We start from the raw sequence: 21,274 nt of genomic DNA on the forward strand, positions 1-21,274 counted from the left end.
AGAAAAAACAAGGATGGATTTTGTTGGACTCTTTCAGCTTATTGTTAAACGATTCATTAAAAATATATCTATTGTAATCTGTTTAACTTTATATCGTTATTTTTTGAATGTCTATGATCAATTTTTTTTTGTTACTATTTATCAGTGTATTATCGCCTGTTTTAAGTGCGGATGAATTTTCTACGCAAATTAAAACAGCGAAACTAACACCTTATAACAACTATTATCAACTGAGTGCTGATATTGATTATAATTTAAGTCCTACCGCCATAGAGGCTATCCAAAGTAATATTGCTTTAACGTGGCATTTAAACATTAAGTTAAAAAAAATAAAGCCCTTGTGGAATACAATCGTTTTTAACCAACTATTTTCGTATACAATTCGTTACCACGCCCTCTTAAATAGTTATAGTGTGGGGGATTCAAGTAGAAAAAAAAATAAGCGTTTTACTTCATTGACCGCAGCCCTCGCGTCAATATCTAAAATACGCAATCTAAACTTTATTAAGACCTCAATAATTGAAAAAAACAGTCAATATACAGTTGCAATAAAATTAGAATTCGACCGTGAAGCGTTGCCCTTACCTTTAAGACCAATCGCTTATCTTGATAACGATTGGGACTTATCTAGCCATTGGTATTTATGGACACTACAACCTTAAAACTGCCTATCAGTTTATTTATTATAACTTTATTTGGATTGATTTTATTATCACTCCAATTAATGAGTTCAGCAACCCAAGAAACGTCACAATTAAGCGATATTTATTCCCTATTACTGTTAATTAATAGCTTAGGAACCGCCGCTTTAATGGTTCTGGTCGGCATTAATGTTTATTCCTTAACGCAGCAATTAAAGAAAAAAGAAGCGGGGTCACGCTTAACTACGCGAATGGTTTCATTATTTGTTTTATTAGCCTTAGCTCCCGCCGCCATTGTTTTTTATTTCTCTGTACAGTTTTTACAGCAAGCCATTAATAGTGGTTTTAATGTTGAAATTGATAAAGCGATGGAAGATGCTTTAGAATTAAGCCAAGCCTCATTAGATCAGCGAATGCGTTGGCATTTAAAACAAACACAGCAATCAACTAAAGTTTTACGCGACAAATCAGAAACATTACTCGCACTGGAACTAGCTAACCTTCGTGATTCATTAGGCGCTTTGGAAATTACGCTGTTTTCTAAGCAAGGACGTATTATTGCGTTTAGCAGTATTAACTCGAGTGATATTTTACCTAAATTACCAGATGAGCATGTCTGGTTACAGGTACGCCAAAATAATGATTATATTACGTTAAATACCGATGACGATGGTAGTTTGAGCATTCAAGTTTTAATTGGAATTAAAGCCGATGAATCTCAGTATTTACAAGTACTCTACCCCGTTCCCGTTAGAATTTCAGATTTAGCGGATTCCATTGAATTTGCTTTTGTACGTTATCAAGAAATGAGCTTTTTACGCGATTCGTTAAAAATGAGTTTTTTTTTAGCCCTCTTATTAGTTTTATTATTAAGTTTATTAGCCGCCATTTGGGTTGCCTTTGTCAGTATTCGTCATATTGTAGCGCCAGTAAAAGAACTGGTTAAAGGTACGAAAGCCGTTGCCGCAGGCCATTATGAGCCTCAGTTATCGGTCATGGCACAAGATGATTTAGGCTTTTTAGTCGAGTCCTTTAATCAAATGACGCAACGGATTGCTCAATCGAGAGACATTGCACGGACAGCTAGTTTAGAAGTTGAAGAACAACGAGCCTACTTAGAATCTATTTTAGCGAATGTCAGTGCGGGAGTGATGAGTTTTGATAGTCATTTTAAAATCCGTACCAGTAATCAAGCCGCACATAAAATATTACATTGTGATAAAAATTTTTTTATTGGCCAATCATTGACTATTGTGATCAAACAACACCCTGAAATCGCCGATTTTTTGCGTGCCGTGTTAAAATTAATTGAAAAAAATAATGATAATTGGCAACAGCGTATTGCGTTTCTAGGGGTAAGTGGGCGACAAGAGCTTTTATGCCGTGGACGACCTTTATATTCACAAGAAGGCATTCGTGTCGGTGCGGTGGTTGTTTTTGATGACTTAACTGATTTAATTCAAGCTCAAAAAAATGCGGCATGGGGCGAGGTTGCTCGACGATTAGCGCATGAAATTAAAAATCCGTTAACGCCCATACAACTAGCCGCTGAACGATTACAGCATAAATTGGCCCACGAATTAGAACCTAAATCAGCCAGTATATTAAAACGCTCAACGAATACCATTGTTCAGCAGGTGGAGGCGATGAAACGAATGGTTGATGATTTTTCTGATTACGCTCGCCCGTCTAAAAAACAAACCGATGATATTAATTTACATCACTTAATACACGAATTATTGCCCTTGTATCAAACCCAAGGAAATATTAAGGTTACCATGATTAATAATGCGTATACCGCAATGATTCATGCAGATCCTGTTAATATACGTCAAGTTTTGCATAATTTATTAAAAAATGCTCAAGAAGCGATGACTAATGGGGGGCTTATTGAAATTAAATTAACACGAGTACAACGTAACAATACCCATTATATAGAATTAGGTATTTATGACCAAGGCGGAGGGATTACAGCCGATAAGATTGAAACTATTTTTGAGCCTTATGTCACCACAAAAACAAAGGGGACAGGGTTAGGCCTTGCTATTGTTAAAAAAATTATTGAAGAACATGGCGGGGTTATTTGGATAGATAGTCATTATACCCAAGGCGCAGGATTCATTATTCAGCTTCCTTTGTGTCAATTACCCGCTTGATGAAAAAAGCTAGTTTAAAATAGCTTTGAACTCCTTTAAAAAATTAACCTCATAACTCAGATGAACAAACAAGAACCTTATATTTTAGTCGTTGATGATGAACCCGATATTCGACAATTAGTCTCTGAAATTTTAGAAGATGAAGGCTATTATGTCGCGATGGCAGAAAATGCACAGGCGGCCCGTGAATTAAAGAAAAAACGCGAACCGAATTTGATTTTATTAGATATATGGATGCCTGATACCGATGGCGTTACACTTTTAAAAGAATGGGCGCAGGAAGAGCAACGTTTATGTCCTGTCGTAATGATGTCTGGACATGGCTCCGTTGAAACAGCCGTTGAAGCGACCCAGTTAGGCGCGTATGATTTTTTAGAAAAACCCCTCTCTTTAGCAAAATTATTACTGGTGGTTGAAAGAGCGTTGGAAGCCAGTTATTTGCAACAGGAAAATGCAGGACTCAAACAACAGTTAATGTTTGATATTGAACCTGTCGGGAAAAGTGCAACCGTTGAACGGACGAAAGATCAATTAAAACGTTTGGCTCAACATGAAGCACGCGTTTTATTCGTAGGTGAAGCGGGCGTGGGTAAAGAATTATATGCACGGTATTTACATAATCATAGCAGTCGCCGTGAAGGGGCTTTTGTGGATGTTGCTGTGGGTAGTATCGCCCCTGAAAATTCAGCGGTTGAATTTTTTGGCAAAGAAGAACACAATAAAATTTATCAGGGCTTATTAGAGCAGGCTCATGGCGGCACCTTATTTTTGGGTGAAATTGCGGGTATGGATAAAGAAACCCAAACGCGGCTTTTAAGCGCATTAGAGTCCAGTTCATTTTTACGTGTCGGTGGAAGTGAAGCCGTCCGCGTTGATGTTCGAGTCATTGCATCAACTCGTATTGCAATTGAAGAAGAAGTGAATGCGGGGCGTTTTCGACAAGATTTATACTACTTGTTAAATGTTGTTACCCTAGATATTCAACCGTTACGTGAACACAGTGAAGATGTACCCAGTTTATTAAATTTTTACATTGATTATTTTATTAAAATGGAAAAACTTCCCTTTAGAAAATTTTCAATCGCCGCCCAAAATTTTTTGCGTAATTACAGTTGGCATGGAAATATCAGAGAACTTAAAAACTTAGTACAGCGACTCATGATTTTAGGGGCAGGGGATGATATTGAATTAGACGAAGTTAAAAATGCGTTGGGATCAATCGCTGAAAAACCTGCGCTACTCGGTACGGTTCCTGAGTTTTTTAATCTTCCCTTAAAGGAAGCGCGCGAACATTTTGAAAAAGCTTATTTAGAATATCATTTTGAACGTAATTCGGGCAGTGTTGCTAAACTGGCCGCCGCCATTGGAATGGAGCGCACTCATTTGTACCGTAAACTTCATGCACTTAATATTAAACTATAACCATGGCTATTTTATTATTTTCTTTACGCGGGGTTCCTGAAGATGAATCGTTTGAAATTCGTGATTTATTAACCTATCATGACATTGATTTTTACGAAACTAACGCGGGTAATTGGGGAATGTCGATGCCTGCTATTTGGCTTCGAGATGAAATTCAGTTAACGGAGGCACAAGAATTACTGAATGGTTACCATCATTACCGTTACACCCATCAACGAGAAGCCTATTTAAAGCGAAAATCAACAGGGAATCATAAAAATTTATGGCGTTCTTTTTGGCAAAATCCTGCCTTATTTAGCCTTTACTTAGTGGCAATGGGGTTGGTTACTTATGTGTCAATTAAGCTATTATTTGAACTGGGGTTATGACTCAATTCGTGTTAATTATTAGCTTAATGTGGGGCCTCGTTTTTTCAACGAGCGTTGAGGCTAAAGCCTGTGTTTGGAATGGAATTCCTTTACATGGAAAGGTTCAATTTGTCACCGATTTTCCTGATATTAAAATTAAATATGTAACCGCATTTGCAACCATTAATGTCGTCTTTGTCAAAAATTTTACCGCTAAATGTGGTCAATGGGAAATCGTTGATGCCTTTCCTGATTTTACGGTACAAATTGTGGATTCATTTCCTGATTTAACCGTTGAAAAAGTAAGTTCTTTTTCTGGAATGAATTAAAATACAGGCGTGAAAAAATTATTGCTCACGCCTTGTATTGAGCTTCAACCCGCGTTAGGATCTGAATCGATAAAACCTTATGATTAAATATCACTTTGATAAAAATTTTTATTACTTAATGATTTTTTTTCGGTCATATCAAGTCGGTAGCCGATTAAAAAACCCTGCGTTGCCGCAGAATAATCAAGACAAACGGCATTATGACTTGCAATTTCAGGTGTTCCTGAAAACCAATAATGTCCAAAAAAAACAGGGATGGCTTGGTTAGGATAGAGCGCAATGGGATTGTTTTTATCTAATAATTTCTCGTTAGAAAGGCTACGTCGATCTTTTTCAGAGCCAACTGCGGCTTGCCTATACGTTAGTAATACATTTTGCCACCACCGAACCCGTACTTTACGCCTTGCTGTCCCCTCTTTATCGGTAAATAATTTATTATTAGGTAACACTAATTCGGGGCCTTTTAATAATGTTTCTAAGGTATTATAAAAAAATGAATTTTTTTCACAAGCACGTTGATAATCTTCCGATTTCAAACAATTATTTGCAGTTAACAAGGGCTTTAGTTTCTTAATAAGCCCTTCATCCCAGCAAGCATGAATGACTCTAAAATCAGCTAGTTCTAAAAATAAAGGCAGCGTTTTAAACCAGTTAATGACCGCTTTAGTCTCGAGACCATCAAGGGGATATTCATTTAAGAAGTGTTGATGCTGCTGGGTATTATTTTTAGTATGGGGACGTAAATAATTTCCTTGATTATCCTTACTATGGTAACAAATAGCATTAAACTCATGATTTCCCATTACGGCTTGGGCATGATTGGCTTCTATCATGGCACGAACAATCGTCAATACTTTTTTTTCTTGCAAACCTCGATCAATAAAGTCACCTACAAAAATGACTTGATGCTGTGGTTTCTGATAAACGCCTTCCTGTTGTTGATAGCCTAGTTTTTGTAACAAGTTAATCAGTTTTTCTGCCTGACCGTGAATATCACCAATGAGGTCATAATGCGTTATTGTCATAGTCTGTAAATTTTGAGAAATAAGAGGGGTGAACCTAAAGCCCCTTGTGTTCTAATAGGTTATTCCATTGTTATTTTTCACTAGGGTTTTAGCCTAATAAATTATCAAGTAACATCATTAAAATAAACCCGCCCATTAACGAAAAAGTGGCATAGCGAGAGCGACCTTTTGAATGCGTTTCAGGAATAATTTCTTCACTGATGACAAAGAGCATGGCTCCTGCGGCAAATCCCATTGCAAGCGGTAAAATGGGAGTGAAAACCGTCACCATAGTAATGCCCAATAAACCTCCAACAGGCTCAACAAGTCCCGTTAACGTAGCAATGCCGACTGCTTTCCATTTATTGTAACCTAAACCCACTAAAGGTAAGGCAACCGCTAGCCCTTCTGGAATGTTTTGTAAGGCAATGGCGATCGATAAAACTAAACCATTATTTAAATCCCCTGAACCATAGCTAACACCCACAGACATCCCTTCTGGGAAATTATGAATGGTAATTGCAATGATAAAAAGGCTAATTTTCTGTAAGGATTCGGAATGAAGCGCATTTTCTGTTTCAAAATGTAAATGCGGTAATTTTCGGTCCGCAAAATGTAAAAACAACGCCCCCATTAACATCCCTATCGAAACAATCCATAATCCCTTTCCTGGCCAAATACTATTGCCAAATTCCATTCCAGGAATAATAAGCGAAAAAGCCGTTGCCGCTAGCATAACCCCCGCTGCCGCGCCGAGTAAGCTATTAAAAACGCGATCAGAAATATCCTTTAAAAATAAAGCGGGTAACGCACCCACTCCTGTTGCAAGTCCTGATAAAATACTGGCAAAAAATCCAATAACAACAATTTTTCCAAACGCTAAATATAAGAAGCCAAAGACGACAACTTGGGAAAGTAAAAAAAGACTCGCCAAGACGGCCCAGCGTTGTTGTTTAGGCAAGGCCATAATTTTTTGATACTGCGGGTGGTTTTGTACCGATGCACACCGTGTTTCACAAAAAGTTTGTAGAATTTGTCGTGTTGTCATTGTTGTTGCCTTAAGCTCAAACTAAAGGCTATCTATTATAGCTAAAGCATCAAAAATTTGCATTTCAATCAGCCCCCATCTAACGAGGGTTAAAGGATATTATCAATAGAAATATTTTCTCTATTCAGTTTTAATGAGTAATGACCTGATAATAACGCCTCTAATTCACAGCCAATTAAACCAAAACGCCAGCCTGTTAGTAATTGGCAGTTTTGATCGTTAAAAAGTAATTTTTCTAATTCTTTTCGAGGGGCTAAAATAACGGGGTTGATTAAATTTTCTTCCGCTCTTACTCTAACTATGGCGGTTAATACATCTAAAATGGCTTCTTGTTGCTGTGTTTTCTTAACCCCTTTGCCATCCTCTTTTAATGGACTCACCGTGTTATTTTTGGCCTCAATAATTAATTGACATAAGGTATTTCCATGCCGATGGACTAAACGATCATTAATATTGCGTACATTTGCTAATTCTTTAACCGTTGTCGGTTGTAATTTAGCTAATTCAATTAACAAATCATCACGAACCAACCAGTTTTTAGGCTTATCTTCCGATTGCGCTTGCTGTTCACGCCATTTGGTTAAGTGTTGAATAATGGAAAGCTGTTTTCCCGTAAGCTTGTTTTTCCCTTTAATTTTTAACCAGGCATTTTCAGGTTTTACTTCATAAATATCAGGATTTTTAAGAAACTCAAAATCGCCTTTTAACCAATCAAATCGCTGTAATTCGGTGAGCTTCGCCCGCATGATGTCATAAATTTGACATAAATAAATGACATCATCGGCAGCATACTGCAATTGCTCAGGGCTTAAAGGCCGCAGACTCCAATCAGTACGGGTATAGGCTTTATTAAGATTAATATTTAGAAACGTAGAAACCAGCATGGCATAGCCTGGATTTTCTTGTATGCCTAATAAAGGGGCGGCAATTTGAGTATCAAATAAAGGCGTTGGAATTTTACCTGTTAATTGATAAAAAATTTCTAAATCTTGTCGGCATGAATGAAAAACTTTAATAATGTCAGGATTATAAATCGCATCAAAAAGGGGGGTTAAATCATCAAGTGTGATAGGGTCGATACAGGCGACCCAATCAGGAGTTGCGATTTGTAATAGACAAAATTTTGGGTAATAGGTTTTTTCTCTTAAAAATTCAGTATCTAAGGCTAACCACGATGCCTTACTAATTTTTTGGCATAATTCTTCTAACTGTTGAGGGGTATCTATATATTGAATTGAAGTCATGACTACTTAATCTTATATTGAATTTAGGAAAAACCGATATTTAGCTACGTAAGATAGGCTATAAGCCATCCTACGTAGGCAATATTATAAAGACTACAACTATTTAAAAGAATTTTTGTGGGTTAATTGCTCCGCATAGCCAGTGTACGTCTGTGGGGTGAGTTTCAATAACTCTTCCTTAGCAGGCGTTGGAATGTCTAAGTTTTGGACAAAATCTTGCATGGCCTTGGCCGTAATTCGTTGACCCCGAGTGAGTTCTTTTAATTTCTCATAGGGTTTTTCAACCCCATAACGACGCATTACGGTTTGTACAGGTTCTGCCAATACTTCCCAATTAGCCTCTAAATCGGCCTCAATGACGCGAGGATTCAATTCTAATTTAGACATTCCTTTTAGGGTTGATTGCAACGCAATACTGGTATGTGCAATCCCCACCCCAATATTTCTTAAAACCGTTGAGTCAGTTAAATCACGTTGCCAACGAGAAACAGGTAATTTTTCCGCTAAAAATTGAAAAACAGCATTAGCAATCCCTAAGTTTCCTTCCGAATTTTCAAAATCAATGGGGTTGACTTTATGCGGCATGGTTGACGAACCGACTTCGCCTTTAATCGTTTTTTGTTTAAAGTAACCTAATGAAATATAACCCCATATATCGCGGTTAAAATCTAACAAAATAGTATTAAAGCGGGATAACACATGAAAATATTCAGCAATATAATCATGGGGTTCAATTTGTGTGGTGTAAGGGTTAAATTGCAAGCCTAACGATTCCACAAAGTTTTGAGCAAAAACCACCCAGTCTATATCAGGATAAGCCACACTGTGTGCATTATAGTTACCCACCGCGCCATTAATTTTGCCTAATAAGTCAACTTGAGAAAATTGTTGGTGTTGACGGCTTAATCGAGCCACCGTGTTTGCAAACTCTTTACCTACGGTTGAGGGCGTTGCTGATTGCCCATGCGTCCGTGATAGCATCGCTTGCGAAGCCGTTTCTTGTGATGTTTTATGGATGGCCGCCATACATTCCGTCATTTGTGGCAGCATAACCTCACGCCCCGCTTTTAACATAAGCGCGTAGGAAAGGTTATTAATATCTTCTGAGGTGCAAGCAAAATGAAAAAATTCGCTAATAGCAGCCAGTTCCGCAGAATCAGCTACTTTTTCTTTTAAAAAATATTCAACCGCCTTTACATCGTGATTTGTCGTCGCCTCAATGGTTTTAACGCGGAGTGCATCGGCTTCTGAAAAATCACTCACCAGTGTATTTAAATAGGTCAGCGCCGCGTCTGTAAACGGGGGAACTTCTATTATTTGAGAATGGTCCGCTAAGGCTTGAAGCCAACGAACTTCAACTTCGACACGCGAACGAATTAACCCATACTCACTAAAAATAGGACGTAACGCTTCAACTTTGCCGCGATAGCGACCATCAATAGGGGAGATTGCCGTAAGTGATGAATGTGACATAAATTTATAAAATGTTTAAAATAGGGGACGAAAAATATGTTCTATTTTAACCTAAAAATACTGACTCAACCTATCTATGTCTCATTTACCGTCTTTAGCACAACAAGCCCATCAACGTTTAAAATCCATTCTCAATCTAGGGGATCATGTTATTGATGCAACCTGTGGCAATGGCCATGACAGTTTGTTTTTAGCGGAACAAGTGGCACCGTTAGGCCGGGTTTATAGTTTTGATCTACAAAAAATAGCGATAGAGGCAACCGAGAAACGTCTCCAGCAAGCCGATCTAGCAACGCATGTTTCATTAATTCATGCAGGACATGAAACGATGGACACCCATATTCCTTGTTCTAACCACGGGCGTATTAAAGCCATTATGTTTAATTTAGGTTATTTACCTCGGTCAGATAAGCAGATCATAACCTTAACGGCGACCACATTAATGGCTTTAGAAAAGTCTATTTTATTACTGGCACCGTTAGGAATGATAACTATTTTAGCGTACCCTGGCCATTCAGGCGGTAATGAAGAAACGTTTCAAGTTACAAATTGGTGTCAACAGTTACCGAAAAAATTTAGCGTTGAGATTATTGAGAGCATTCAACCGAAGGCGACCGCCCCTCAACTTTTTGTGATTCAAAAAAAATTATTGACGATTACCTAAACAGAACCCAATAAGGGCTATAATTTAGGCATGATAAAAAATAGTAAGAGGAGGTATAAAACAATGGTGACCCATAAAAAATCATCTGGATTTACTTTAATTGAATTATTAATTGTAGCGATTATTATTGCTGTTTTAGTTGCGCTTAATTCTCCCGCTTATCAGGAAAAAATTTCAAAAGAAAAGCGTCCTGATGCTCAAGCAGGGTTAGAAGGGTTGCAATACGCTCAAAAATCATTTAGAAAAAATTGCCCACAATATGCAACGGCGATCAGTTCAACCACCATGAGTTGTGATCCTGTAAAGGGTTATAAGCTTGTTTATAGTGCGTTATCGCCTGCGGGGCATTATTCGTTAACTATTTTAACGCCAACGGCGGCAACCGCTGAAATAGAGGCCAAAAAATCCTATACGTTACTCGCGGTACCGATTAAAAATGATGCCTATTGCACCAGTTTTACGTTGGATCAGGATGGGCATAAAAATGCGACTCATGAAGATTGTTGGCTAAATCCTTAAAAAAAACCCTATCAAAAGCCGTCTTTAGGTTCTGATAGGGTTATATTTTTAAACGACGATATTAACTAATTTCTTAGGAACAACAATCACTTTTTTAATAGCTTTATCCGCTATAAATTTTTGAATCTGTTCATTGGCTAAAGCTAACGTTTCAATCTGCTCTTTGGGGGTGTCGATAGGAATCTCTAATTTACCTCTTAATTTTCCATTAACTTGCACAATAATTGTCATTGCATCTTGAGTCATCGCAGCTTTATCAAAGCGAGGAAAAGATTCACTCACGACATCACTCTCGTGACCTAAATCTAACCAGAGTTGTCGACAAATATGAGGAACAATAGGAGCTAACATTAAGCTAATCGCTTCTAAAATTTCCTGACGAATGGCATGGGCATTAGCGCTATCGCCTTTAAATTTCGTTAGGTTATTAAGTAATTCCATATTCGCGGCAATCGCGGTATTAAAGGTATAACGCCGACCTAAATCATCGCTGACTTTTTCTAAGGTTTGATGCAATTGGCGACGTAGGTTTTTTTCATTATCGGTTAAACTATTGTTATCTAAGGAGATAATCGTTAAGTTTTGGCTAATATGTAAATACGCTTGTCGCCATAACCGTTTGAGAAACCGATACGCGCCTTCAACACCCGCATCATTCCATTCTAAAGATTGCTCTGGCGGTGAGGTAAACATGGTATACAATCGAACCGTATCCGCGCCATATTTATTGATTAATGCTTGCGGATCAATGCCATTATTTTTAGATTTCGACATTTTTTCAATAGGGCCGATAATCACACTAGAACCATCCGCTAATGATTTTGCAGCAATGACTTTGCCTTTATCATCCTTTTCAACGTCCACCTCAGTCGGATTAAAATAATGTTTTTGTCCACTTTCATTTAATTGATAATAGGTTTCGGCAACCACCATCCCTTGCGTTAACAAACGTTTAAACGGCTCATCCGAAACAATTAAGCCTTCATCGCGTAATAATTTAGTATAAAAACGCGCATACAATAGATGCAAAATGGCGTGTTCAATGCCGCCTATATATTGATCGACTGGCAACCAATATTTCGCACTTTCATCCAACATACTATCCGCATTAGGACTGGCAAAACGCGCAAAATACCAAGAGGATTCCATAAAGGTATCGAAGGTATCAGTTTCACGTCTTGCTGCTTTACCACATTGCGGGCAATCAACATGAGAAAAAGTAGGGTGTGTTGTTAAAGAGGAGGTGCCATCTAAAACCACATCCTTGGGTAATTCAACGGGTAATTGTTCATCAGGAACAGCCACGGTGCCGCACTCATCACAATAAATAATAGGAATCGGTGCGCCCCAATAACGTTGGCGAGACACGCCCCAATCACGCAAGCGAAAATTAGTTTTGCGATTTCCTTTTTGTTCATTTTCAAGTTTATCTGCAATCGCATTAAAAGCCTCGTCAGAGCTTAAACGATCAAATTCACCTGAATTTTTTAAGATTCCTTTTGCGGTAAACGCTTGTTCGGCAATGCTGTCATCTTCATCACTGGCCGTATAAATAACCTGTTTAATCGGGATATTATAGGTCGTTGCAAATTCATAATCGCGTTGGTCATGAGCAGGAACAGCCATCACCGCCCCCGTACCATAGCTCATTAACACAAAGTTGGCGATCCAAACAGGAACGTGTTCACCTGTAATCGGATGCGTTGCAACTATACCCGAATCAACCCCGCGCTTTTCCATGGTTTCCATCGCCGCTTCCGAGGATTCCATCGTTTTGCAGTCATGAATAAACGGGGCTAACTCAGGTTTGGATTCAACGGCTTTTTGAGCTAAAGGATGTTCAGAGGCAACCGCTAAATAAGTCACGCCCATTAAGGTATCAGGACGAGTGGTATAAATACGCAAATCATCCATGCCTGCCACTGCAAAATCCATTTCCAAACCTTCTGAGCGACCAATCCAGTTAGCCTGCATGGTTTTAACTTGCTCAGGCCAGTCGTCCAGTTTTTCTAAATCCGCTAATAATTCATCCCCATAGGCCGTAATTTTTAAAAACCATTGCGAAATTTCTTTCCGCTCAACCGCCGTATCACATCGCCAACAACAGCCATCAATCACTTGTTCATTGGCTAATACGGTTGCATCATGCGGACACCAATTAACAGGGGCCGTTTTTTTATAGACTAAGCCTTTTTTTAATAAACGTAGAAAAAACCATTGTTCCCAACGATAATAACTGGGATCACAGGTCGCAAATTCACGAGACCAGTCATAGGCAAAGCCTAATTCTTTCAGTTGGTCGCGCATATAATCAATATTTTCATACGTCCACTCGCTAGGATGTACGCCGTGTTTCATCGCCGCATTTTCGGCAGGTAAACCAAAGGCATCCCAACCCATCGGCTGCATGACATTTTTACCCAGCATCCGTTGATAACGGCTAATAACATCGCCAATGGTGTAATTGCGAACATGCCCCATGTGCAGCTTGCCACTCGGGTAAGGAAACATGGATAAACAATAGTATTTTTCTTTGTCACTCTCTTCGGTAGCATTGAAAACACCGCTTTGTTCCCACGCCGTTTGCGCCTGATTCTCTATAATCGAGGGTTGATAATTTTCTTCCATGTCTCGTCTTTTATCGCTCAAAAGAGTTAGAATACCGCAGTGTTACTTAAATCTAAAGGGAGATTTTCAATGGAGACCGAACAAATGAGTAGAAATACTAAATTAATTGAAGCTTATAACACGCTAATCGAGCATTTATATGAAGCAATGGATGATACCTTGCATTCTACGGCAGATGCTTTAGACATTGCGAAAGAAAAGCTAAGTGGATTAGGTGGGTTAACGCAAGAAGAAATAACTCATATTGCCGATGCCTTAACTCGTGATATAGATCATGTCGCGGTTAATGTAGAAAAAAAAGAAGAAAATTTATCGGCTTGGCTCAAATTTGATATTGATTTAATTGAAAATTTTGCATTCGATGCCTTTATTAGTTTAGCCGACAAAACACGATTAGAATTAGAAAAAATAGGCCAACAAGCAAATAAATATCATCCTTATCATAGTGGTGATATTACAAGTCCAGGTACATTAATGTGTGAGGCTTGTGAAAAGGAAATTGCGTTTAAATCAACCAGTGAGATTCCTGCCTGTCCTCATTGCCAAGCAAAAGTTTTTGTTCGCAGTTGATATTGCTTGTCGAGAGCTTATAATGCCAAGACTATCTAATTGATTTAATGAGGAATCATAATGCGAAGGGTTATTTTTAATCAAAAAGGCGGCGTAGGGAAATCGACCATTACCTGTAATTTAGCGGCTATTAGTGCAGCTGAAGGCCGACGAACATTGGTTATAGATCTTGATATACAAGGGAATGCAACTCAGTACTTATTAGGAAAAAAAGAAACTAATTCCGACAAGTCGATTGCTCTTTTTTTTAAAGACTCACTCAGTTTAGGCTTATTTGGAGGTCAGGGGTTAGAGCTTAGTAGTCTGGTTCAAGAGACCCCTTTTTCTAATTTATTTGTTATTCCTGCCCATCCTGATTTAGAACCCTTACATGGGCGTTTAGAATCACGTTATAAAATATTTAAGCTTAAAGAAGGCTTAGATACCTTAGAGGGATTTGATGATATTTTTATTGATACTCCCCCTGTACTTAATTTTTACAGCCAATCGGCTTTGATTGCAGCGGATAAATGTTTAATCCCTTTTGATTGTGATGCCTTTGCTAAGGACGCACTTTACTCACTTATGCAAGCGTTAGCGGAAGTCAAAGCAGATCATAATGAAAAATTAGAAATAGAAGGGATTGTTGTCAATCAATTTCAAAAACAAGCCAATTTACCCGCACAATTGGTAGAAGAGTTGATTAAAATGGGGCATCCTGTGCTAAAAAGTAAAATATCACCGTCAGTGAAAGTGAGAGAATCTCATACTTATGCACAACCTTTAATTCATTATGCCCCTAATCATAAATTAACCGATGAATTTAAAGCCTTATATGCAGAAATTACCGCCTAAATAAATTCAACTTTAAAAAAAACATGTTTTCAAAATGGCTTATCATCAATATAAGTCGTTGAAATATATGATATAAGAGTAACTATTCTCTAGGCTAAATAATTATAATTAACAGCTAAAATCACCTTTTCGTTTGTTCTAAAATTTATAAGGTGTAAAATAGTTCGCAATACAGCACGGTAAGATGTTATATCCACTCGGAAATTTTAAGTGGTAAATAGAAAGTAAACGAGTAAAATCATTACCCAGAAGTACCTGCTTTATTAAGATTAAGATAAATATATTTATAACGTTAGCTTATACTAACAACCAACAAGAGAACAAAAATGGCAGAACGAGTCACAGGTACAGTTAAGTGGTTTAATGATGAGAAAGGTTTTGGTTTTATTGCTCAAGATGATGAAACTGATGTTTTCGTACATTATAGTGCAATTACTGAAAATGCTAATGGTGGGCGTAAAAGCTTAGTTGAAGGACAAAATGTATCCATGGAAGTCGTCCAAGGACAAAAAGGGTTACAAGCTGAAAATGTAGAACCTGAGTAAACGCTAAAACGCTTAACAAAAAATGCCATACGGTGTATCTGTATGGCATTTTTTTATGAGCTAGATTATTTAATTTGATTTTGATAATAAACCCACTCTAAAACGGGCTTATTATTTAATAAATGTTCGTTGATGATTCTATCTAGTTTATCAATAGTTACATTGTAATACCAAACTCCATCAGGTTGTACGCAAAGTAACGGTCCGAACTTACATGTTCCAAAACAGGTCGCGCGTGTTTTTTTTACTCGTAAGGCCCCTTGATGAATGCCCGCCGCTTCAAACTTGTTTTTAAGTTGATCGTAGATAGCTTGTCCTTCCCCATTAGGCGTACACCGATCACCAATGCAAACCAATATATGTCGATGATAATCCATCATTTTTGGTTTAAGTTGTTCAGTCATTTATGTGTTCTCCTTGTGAAGTTTGGCTTAAATTATCCCGCGCCTCGTTATAAGCCTTTAATAACTCCGTCTTAAATTCGCCGTCTTGCTTCATTAATGAAACGCGAAAAAGTAGACGACCTAGGTTATCAATAAAGTTTAAACTATAACCCTGTTGATCTCGACTAGAAAAATAAGCCGCCGCCACATTTTTCCAATGAGCATGTAAATGAAAATGACTGTTTTCAATGCTTAACCAATCACCCTGTTGCTTAAATGCATCGCCATATAAAAATAACTCGGTGACCGTTCCCGCCTCGGCTCTTACAATACCGCGTAATTTGCCCCAGTGTTTAGTTTCATCCAGTGCTTCATTGAATTTATTGTCGGCCACTTTAGTCACGCTATGCACCCCCGCATCCTCACCCTTAGCCAATGATTCAAGAACATCACCAAGTGAGACCTTGAAATAATCAGCGGCTTTTTCTAACGTAATCCCTGAATTTTTTTGTAAATAATGAGTTAAGCAGTTGCCCCAGCCTTCTAATCCCATAGATAACGAGCGTCCTGCTTGTTCACCTACTTTGGTTTCTCCCGTTAACGATTCATATTTATTCGCATAACCGCGCGGGGTAATCATCAAACCTTGTTCCAAATAAGTAGATGAATTACCAATTAAAACTGTGGTTAACATGCCAATATCACAGTCTGACATTTCATCTAAGCGGACTAATTGAATCGATTGACGACGACGATAAGCTGATTTTACAATGGCCACGGGTGTTTCAGCGGCACGGTGTTTTAATAATATTTTCTGTGCTTCAACAATTTGTTGGGTACGACGACCACTTTTTGGATTATAAAGTGCAATCACAAAGTCGGCATGACCTGCAGCCTCTATTCTTCGTGAAATAACAGGCCAAGGCGTTAATAAATCAGAAAGTGAAATTGAACAAAAATCATGTGTTAAAGGTGCACCTACTAATGAGGCACACGCCGATAAGGCCGTACTTCCAGGTATGATCTCGACTTTAATATCACTGTCAGGAGTCCAGCCTGATTTTAATAAAACCTCATAGGTGGGGCCAGCCATTCCATAAACGCCAATATCACCCGATGAAATAAGAGCGACTTTTTTACCTAATTTAGCTTGATCATAGGCTTCAATACAGCGATCAATTTCTTCTGTCATCCCCTTTTTGATAACTTCTTTACCCACCAGTAATTCTTTAACCAGTTTGATGTAAGTTGTATAACCAATCACAATATCAGCCTCTACAATCGCCGATTTTGCACGATAGCTCATGTGCTCTTCAGCACCTGGACCAAAACCCACTAAGTATATTTTTCCACTCATTTTATTTATGTTTGTTTGATAGCAATTGAAACCGTGGCATTTTTTCCATCTTCACCACGCATTTTAAATTTTTCGACAACTAACGATTTCATCGTTGCATTTGCTGCTAATAAAGCAGCCGCCTCTGAAACCGAAGGCGTTCCCATGTATTTCATCACAACCGCAGAAGGACTAGGTACATCCACTTTTGCTAATTGTTCCGCTGAATAAAAAGAAATCGGGTGTTGATATTTTTCAGCCAGTTGTAAGAAAGCCTGTTCATCATTTTTTTTATCAATCGTTGCATAGTGATCAATATCATTAGGTGATAGTTGAGCCGATTTCAACGCTTGATTTATGGCGGTTTCGATGGTTAATAGCGATGTCCCTCGATCACAACCCAACCCTAAAACCAGTTTCATGATTTTTTTTTCAACGGTCTATAAACCACGAGGCGTTCCGCTAATGAATCCCATGTTTCCTTTGTAATCTCACGGTCTGTCACCCATAAAATAGCTTTATAACGCGTTAAATCAACCGCGTCCAAATTGTCAAATAAATGAATTGTTTTAGGTAACGGTGTTGTACGCGTCCACCAATTTTTTTCCCCTGTTTCTTGTACAAAGGCGATGAGTTCTTCATTAACAACATGAGCTGAAACCCGTGTAATATTAATTTTAGGTGCTTCAACTGTCCAGCCAAGTTCACGCCCTAAAATATCAACAGGAATTGTTTTGCCCACATCAGAGGCGGTTGTTAAAACAGGCGTTGCTTGGAGTAAACGAGCAATCTCTTCCGCACAAGCGTTTGCCCCGCCTACATGACCTGATAAAACAGGAATAACAAATTCACCCGCATCATCAACCACAATAATACCTGGATCTTCATCTTTAGATTTTAAGTGGGGTGCGATTAACCTGACCACGGCTCCTAGCGAGACAAAAAATATAATTTGATCGTAATCTGAAAAAAGTGAAGCAATTTGATGTCGAAAAGCCCCTGTATAATTACGATGACAATTCGTGACTTCTTGCATAAGAGGCTCAAATTTTTCAGCAACAAGCACATCGGCATGAGGTAATTTTTTTGCCAACAATTTAACTTGTTGTACCCCGTGTTTAGTAATCGCAACCAGAATAATTTTAGGGCTTGATGATGTCATAACTTAAGACCAAATAAAAAATTATCATTATAACCTAGTATATTAGTAGGTAAATAAATAATGTTTAAAGATTCCCCCATTTTATACTGGGGGAGGTGTTGTTCCTGTTGGTGCAGGTTGACTTATAGGTGCTGCTACTGGTTCATTTGTGGGCGCAGCTATTAGTTCATTTGTGGGCGCAGCTATTGGTTCATTTGTAGGAGCAACTATAGGTGCATTTATAGGCGCAGCTATTGGTTTATTTATGGGTGCAGGTTCAAGCAGGGGTTCGTTAATAGGAAGAGGTTTAGGGACTTCTATCGCTTCAGGGGGAGGTAACTCTTCTGGTGCAATCTTACTATTTAAAACATTTTCTATGGTTATTATAGAGGAGTTAGTCGGTACTGTAGTTGTTATCGGTGCTGGAGAACTTGTAGGTTCTTGATAATCATCTAATTCTCTATGACGAGGCGCTGGTGCATGACTCGGTATAGAATCATTGTTTAAGAGATTAGTATTAACAGGGGCGGGGTTATTATGAGGTAAATTATTGTCCAATGAAATCGGCTCTGAATCCATTGTTGCATCGGGAGTTGTTGTATTAATAGAGGAGGGTGTATGGGTCTCTGGTTCAGGTGCCGTGTTACTATCAATTGATGGTTGCGTTTGTGATTTTAGCGTATTTTTATTGGATAATGATTTTTGAATTCTATTATCTAATTTTAAAAATTGAGGCCTAGAATAAATATCAGGCATTAAAGCCGAATGTCCCGACGCAACTGAAAAATTTCCCGCTTGATTTTCAAGAATAACGGTTCCATCAAAAACGTTAATGTGTAAACCATTATCTAATTTAGCTGAATATTCCGTTCCACGCGTCCCTATGGACGCAATATTCGTTCTTACTTGGTATTGATCTTTTTTAATGGAACCCACAATGGTTCTAAAGACACCTTTCGCAAAATGAAAAAAAGCTTTCTCCTTGCCAGCAGACCCCTTTGAAAAATGGTAATCTTCTATTTTAAACTCTGTATTATCATAAAAAGAAATAAGCCCGCCATCCGTAAAACGTAATTGTAAATAACCTACTTTAGTTTCAATTGTATCGCCTTGTTCAAGGGTCGAGCCTTTTTTCAATACATTTTTTTCACCTGATGAGTGTATAACAAAGACCTCACCTTTAGTAAAAATAACGTTTGCCGCAATTTCGGCCATCGCATTTTGACAACAAAAAATAAGGACTATATAAAGAAAGTAAGTGGTAGATGTTTTCATCGGTTATCCTAAAAATTCCATTGAGCATTCACAGAAAAAATATTACGCTGATAGTCATAAAGACTCATATTTGATTTATTTAAAATCCATGTTCCTTCAGCAGAGAGTTCTAATTTCTTATCAAATAAAAAGTGGGAATATTTTCCATTAATTATATAATTTTGATCGTGACGTGTTCCTATAAAAAAAAGTATGCGTGTCTTTATAATGTTTATCCTCAACCGAGCCTCGAAGTAAAAAGGTATTTTTCTTGTTGAAATATAAATGAGCAACAAGACGTGTTCCAGCTCGTGCATAACCTAAATAAGCGGTGGCTGAGTTATGAAATTTTTCTTCCCCACCGTACACTTCCCATGAAATCATAGGATGCCATAGCCCTGGCAATTGTTGATAAAAGACAGCCCCTAACGTATAAGCATCATAATTCAAGGTTTTTAAACCAGGGTGATGAGTCGTTCTAATATTAAAATTTAACGCTAACGCATTGCTTTTAAATAAAGGTCGATACCATTGCCCTAAAACGGCGTATTGATTTTGATAATGTTGGTTATTAATCCAAATGCTTTGATATTTAAAATTCAAATTTAAATTATTTTTACCATATTGATAACTCCCCCTATCCAGCTTGACATAAAGGCCAAATCTTCATCAGGACGGGTACGGTTAAAGCGTTGGCTCCCCCAAATACCCATATCAATTTTAAAATCTTCCACGACGGGAACTTTGATTCCTAGATAACCACTGACGGCATAAAATAAATCCTGATCTTTTTCTAAATTATCCCCAATGGCAACGAGACCTAAGTGAGTTGCACTCGGAATAGTTAAGAAGTTACTATCAGGGCCGCTGGTTAAATTATCATCATAAGAAAAACTAGTTTGTATAAACCCTTTAAAACTGGGTTTGTATTCATCATCTTTTTGTTGTTGACTCAATTGCTTTATAGTCGCCGCTTCTTTTGTTGCCTGTTCTTGTTGAAGTTGGTTTTGGAGTTTTTCAGCTTTTGAATACTCTTTTAAACTAATATAACTTTTGGCTAAGGCAACTTGAGTTGGAATGTGATTAGGGCGCATGTATAAAGCACGCTCTAAGACTAAAACTGAATAATTAGACTGCTCCATTTTTTGTAATAAAAGACCATAAAGATAATCAAATTCAGCATTTCCTGCATTATCATCTGCGATAGGGTTCAATAAATTGTAAGACTCATCTATTTTGTCGGATTTTATTAATTGTTCTACTTGGTCTAAAAGTTGATCAACATCAGAGGCCAGTAATAGTTTAGAAAAGCTAATTAGGACAAATAAGGTAATCGAAGTTAATCTGTTTTTATAAAGATAACTTTTCATAATTAAGGTATTTAGGGGGAAATTTTATGGCAAGGGACGTTTTAGCTACGATTGAAATTAACGGCTACCAACTTAAGACGGGACACTACGGGGCGAGGCTTAACCTCAACTTGTGCCATCTTAAGTTGGTTGCCAAATTAACGTAATTTATTTTTTTAGGTAATTTTTATTTGCTTTCCAAGGTAATAATGGAGCCTATTTGTTTTTGTTGCAAACGATTATAGTGATATTGAATTAAGGGGTCATCAGGGTATTGCGTTAATAAATGAGCAAAATCATCAATAGCATCAACCGATTCTTGTTCCATTTTCTCATAAGCCATTAAGTAACTCTTAATTAAAGGGCTTTCAAACTGTTCATCCGTTA

General features: G+C 37.8%; 23 protein-coding genes. 10 read left to right on the plus strand and 13 right to left on the minus strand.

The features are described 5' to 3' along the window. Window positions 1-107: 107 nt before the first annotated feature. Genes Q9M50_12225 through Q9M50_12245 form a run of 5 tightly spaced genes read left to right on the plus strand, consistent with a single transcriptional unit; the run spans window position 108 to window position 4,895 of the window. Entirely contained in the window at window positions 108-662 is a 555-nt protein-coding gene (locus tag Q9M50_12225; GenBank protein ID MDQ7091378.1) for a DUF4390 domain-containing protein, read from the plus strand. Further along, entirely contained in the window at window positions 644-2,797 is a 2,154-nt protein-coding gene (locus tag Q9M50_12230; protein MDQ7091379.1) for an ATP-binding protein, read from the plus strand. The genes Q9M50_12225 and Q9M50_12230 overlap by 19 nt, the downstream gene beginning before the upstream one ends. 60 nt (window positions 2,798-2,857) lie before the next feature. Continuing rightward, window positions 2,858-4,219: a sigma-54 dependent transcriptional regulator gene (locus tag Q9M50_12235; GenBank protein ID MDQ7091380.1), complete on the plus strand. Its 1,362-nt coding sequence runs from the start codon at window positions 2,858-2,860 to the stop codon at window positions 4,217-4,219. Window positions 4,220-4,221: 2 nt separating this feature from the next. Further along, complete coding sequence (locus tag Q9M50_12240; GenBank protein ID MDQ7091381.1) at window positions 4,222-4,587, plus strand: DUF6164 family protein; 366 nt, start codon at window positions 4,222-4,224, stop codon at window positions 4,585-4,587. Continuing rightward, window positions 4,584-4,895, plus strand: a complete 312-nt coding sequence (locus Q9M50_12245) for a hypothetical protein (protein MDQ7091382.1) — start codon at window positions 4,584-4,586, stop codon at window positions 4,893-4,895. Before Q9M50_12240 ends, Q9M50_12245 begins: the two co-directional genes overlap by 4 nt. 83 nt (window positions 4,896-4,978) lie before the next feature. Here Q9M50_12245 and Q9M50_12250 read toward each other — a convergent pair whose 3' ends face one another. From Q9M50_12250 to purB, 4 genes are all read right to left on the minus strand, one after another. Continuing rightward, window positions 4,979-5,920, minus strand: coding sequence for a metallophosphoesterase (locus Q9M50_12250; protein ID MDQ7091383.1), 942 nt, complete (start codon window positions 5,918-5,920; stop codon window positions 4,979-4,981). 88 nt (window positions 5,921-6,008) lie between these two features. After that, window positions 6,009-6,947, minus strand: a complete 939-nt coding sequence (locus Q9M50_12255; protein ID MDQ7091384.1) for a ZIP family metal transporter — start codon at window positions 6,945-6,947, stop codon at window positions 6,009-6,011. Window positions 6,948-7,036: 89 nt separating this feature from the next. Next, the gene (rnd, locus tag Q9M50_12260; GenBank protein MDQ7091385.1) at window positions 7,037-8,191 is read right to left on the minus strand and encodes a ribonuclease D; all 1,155 of its coding nucleotides are present in this window, start codon (window positions 8,189-8,191) and stop codon (window positions 7,037-7,039) included. 99 nt (window positions 8,192-8,290) lie between these two features. Beyond that, window positions 8,291-9,664, minus strand: a complete 1,374-nt coding sequence (gene purB / locus Q9M50_12265; protein MDQ7091386.1) for an adenylosuccinate lyase — start codon at window positions 9,662-9,664, stop codon at window positions 8,291-8,293. A 76-nt stretch (window positions 9,665-9,740) separates the two neighbouring features. Between purB and Q9M50_12270 the strand changes: the two genes are divergently transcribed. Both Q9M50_12270 and Q9M50_12275 read left to right on the plus strand, forming a co-directional pair. Continuing rightward, window positions 9,741-10,328, plus strand: coding sequence for a class I SAM-dependent methyltransferase (locus Q9M50_12270; protein MDQ7091387.1), 588 nt, complete (start codon window positions 9,741-9,743; stop codon window positions 10,326-10,328). 63 nt (window positions 10,329-10,391) lie between these two features. Next, a complete protein-coding gene (locus Q9M50_12275) occupies window positions 10,392-10,847 on the plus strand; it encodes a type IV pilin protein (GenBank protein ID MDQ7091388.1) in 456 nt (151 codons plus the stop codon). A gap of 48 nt (window positions 10,848-10,895) precedes the next feature. Here the strand turns inward: Q9M50_12275 and leuS are convergent, their stop codons facing one another. Further along, window positions 10,896-13,475, minus strand: a complete 2,580-nt coding sequence (gene leuS, locus Q9M50_12280; GenBank protein MDQ7091389.1) for a leucine--tRNA ligase — start codon at window positions 13,473-13,475, stop codon at window positions 10,896-10,898. An 84-nt stretch (window positions 13,476-13,559) separates the two neighbouring features. On the opposite strand from leuS, the gene Q9M50_12285 reads away from it, so the two are divergent. The 3 genes from Q9M50_12285 to Q9M50_12295 all read left to right on the plus strand — a co-directional run bounded on the left by Q9M50_12285 (window position 13,560) and on the right by Q9M50_12295 (window position 15,424). Continuing rightward, window positions 13,560-14,045 (plus strand): zinc ribbon-containing protein, encoded by a 486-nt coding sequence (locus Q9M50_12285; GenBank protein MDQ7091390.1) that lies wholly within the window; start codon window positions 13,560-13,562, stop codon window positions 14,043-14,045. A gap of 60 nt (window positions 14,046-14,105) precedes the next feature. After that, complete coding sequence (locus tag Q9M50_12290; GenBank protein MDQ7091391.1) at window positions 14,106-14,879, plus strand: ParA family protein; 774 nt, start codon at window positions 14,106-14,108, stop codon at window positions 14,877-14,879. A gap of 326 nt (window positions 14,880-15,205) precedes the next feature. Beyond that, window positions 15,206-15,424, plus strand: coding sequence for a cold-shock protein (locus tag Q9M50_12295; GenBank protein MDQ7091392.1), 219 nt, complete (start codon window positions 15,206-15,208; stop codon window positions 15,422-15,424). Between the two features lie 65 nt (window positions 15,425-15,489). Here Q9M50_12295 and Q9M50_12300 read toward each other — a convergent pair whose 3' ends face one another. The 8 genes from Q9M50_12300 to Q9M50_12335 all read right to left on the minus strand — a co-directional run bounded on the left by Q9M50_12300 (window position 15,490) and on the right by Q9M50_12335 (window position 21,230). After that, window positions 15,490-15,828, minus strand: coding sequence for a (2Fe-2S) ferredoxin domain-containing protein (locus Q9M50_12300; GenBank protein ID MDQ7091393.1), 339 nt, complete (start codon window positions 15,826-15,828; stop codon window positions 15,490-15,492). Continuing rightward, complete coding sequence (cobJ, locus tag Q9M50_12305; protein MDQ7091394.1) at window positions 15,821-17,164, minus strand: precorrin-3B C(17)-methyltransferase; 1,344 nt, start codon at window positions 17,162-17,164, stop codon at window positions 15,821-15,823. Before cobJ ends, Q9M50_12300 begins: the two co-directional genes overlap by 8 nt. A gap of 5 nt (window positions 17,165-17,169) precedes the next feature. After that, on the minus strand, window positions 17,170-17,565 hold the full coding sequence (locus Q9M50_12310) for a cobalamin biosynthesis protein (GenBank protein MDQ7091395.1): 396 nt from the start codon (window positions 17,563-17,565) through the stop codon (window positions 17,170-17,172). Further along, window positions 17,562-18,305, minus strand: a complete 744-nt coding sequence (locus Q9M50_12315) for a cobalamin biosynthesis central domain-containing protein (protein ID MDQ7091396.1) — start codon at window positions 18,303-18,305, stop codon at window positions 17,562-17,564. Before Q9M50_12315 ends, Q9M50_12310 begins: the two co-directional genes overlap by 4 nt. A gap of 81 nt (window positions 18,306-18,386) precedes the next feature. Then, window positions 18,387-19,559: a FecR domain-containing protein gene (locus tag Q9M50_12320; protein MDQ7091397.1), complete on the minus strand. Its 1,173-nt coding sequence runs from the start codon at window positions 19,557-19,559 to the stop codon at window positions 18,387-18,389. 147 nt (window positions 19,560-19,706) lie between these two features. Further along, a complete protein-coding gene (locus tag Q9M50_12325; GenBank protein ID MDQ7091398.1) occupies window positions 19,707-20,141 on the minus strand; it encodes a hypothetical protein in 435 nt (144 codons plus the stop codon). Window positions 20,142-20,143: 2 nt separating this feature from the next. Beyond that, entirely contained in the window at window positions 20,144-20,908 is a 765-nt protein-coding gene (locus tag Q9M50_12330) for a hypothetical protein (protein ID MDQ7091399.1), read from the minus strand. Between the two features lie 166 nt (window positions 20,909-21,074). Then, entirely contained in the window at window positions 21,075-21,230 is a 156-nt protein-coding gene (locus tag Q9M50_12335) for a hypothetical protein (protein ID MDQ7091400.1), read from the minus strand. Between the last annotated feature and the right edge of the window lie 44 nt (window positions 21,231-21,274).

This window comes from Methylococcales bacterium (assembly GCA_030949405.1).
In the GTDB taxonomy this organism is placed as follows: domain Bacteria; phylum Pseudomonadota; class Gammaproteobacteria; order Methylococcales; family Methylomonadaceae; genus WTBX01.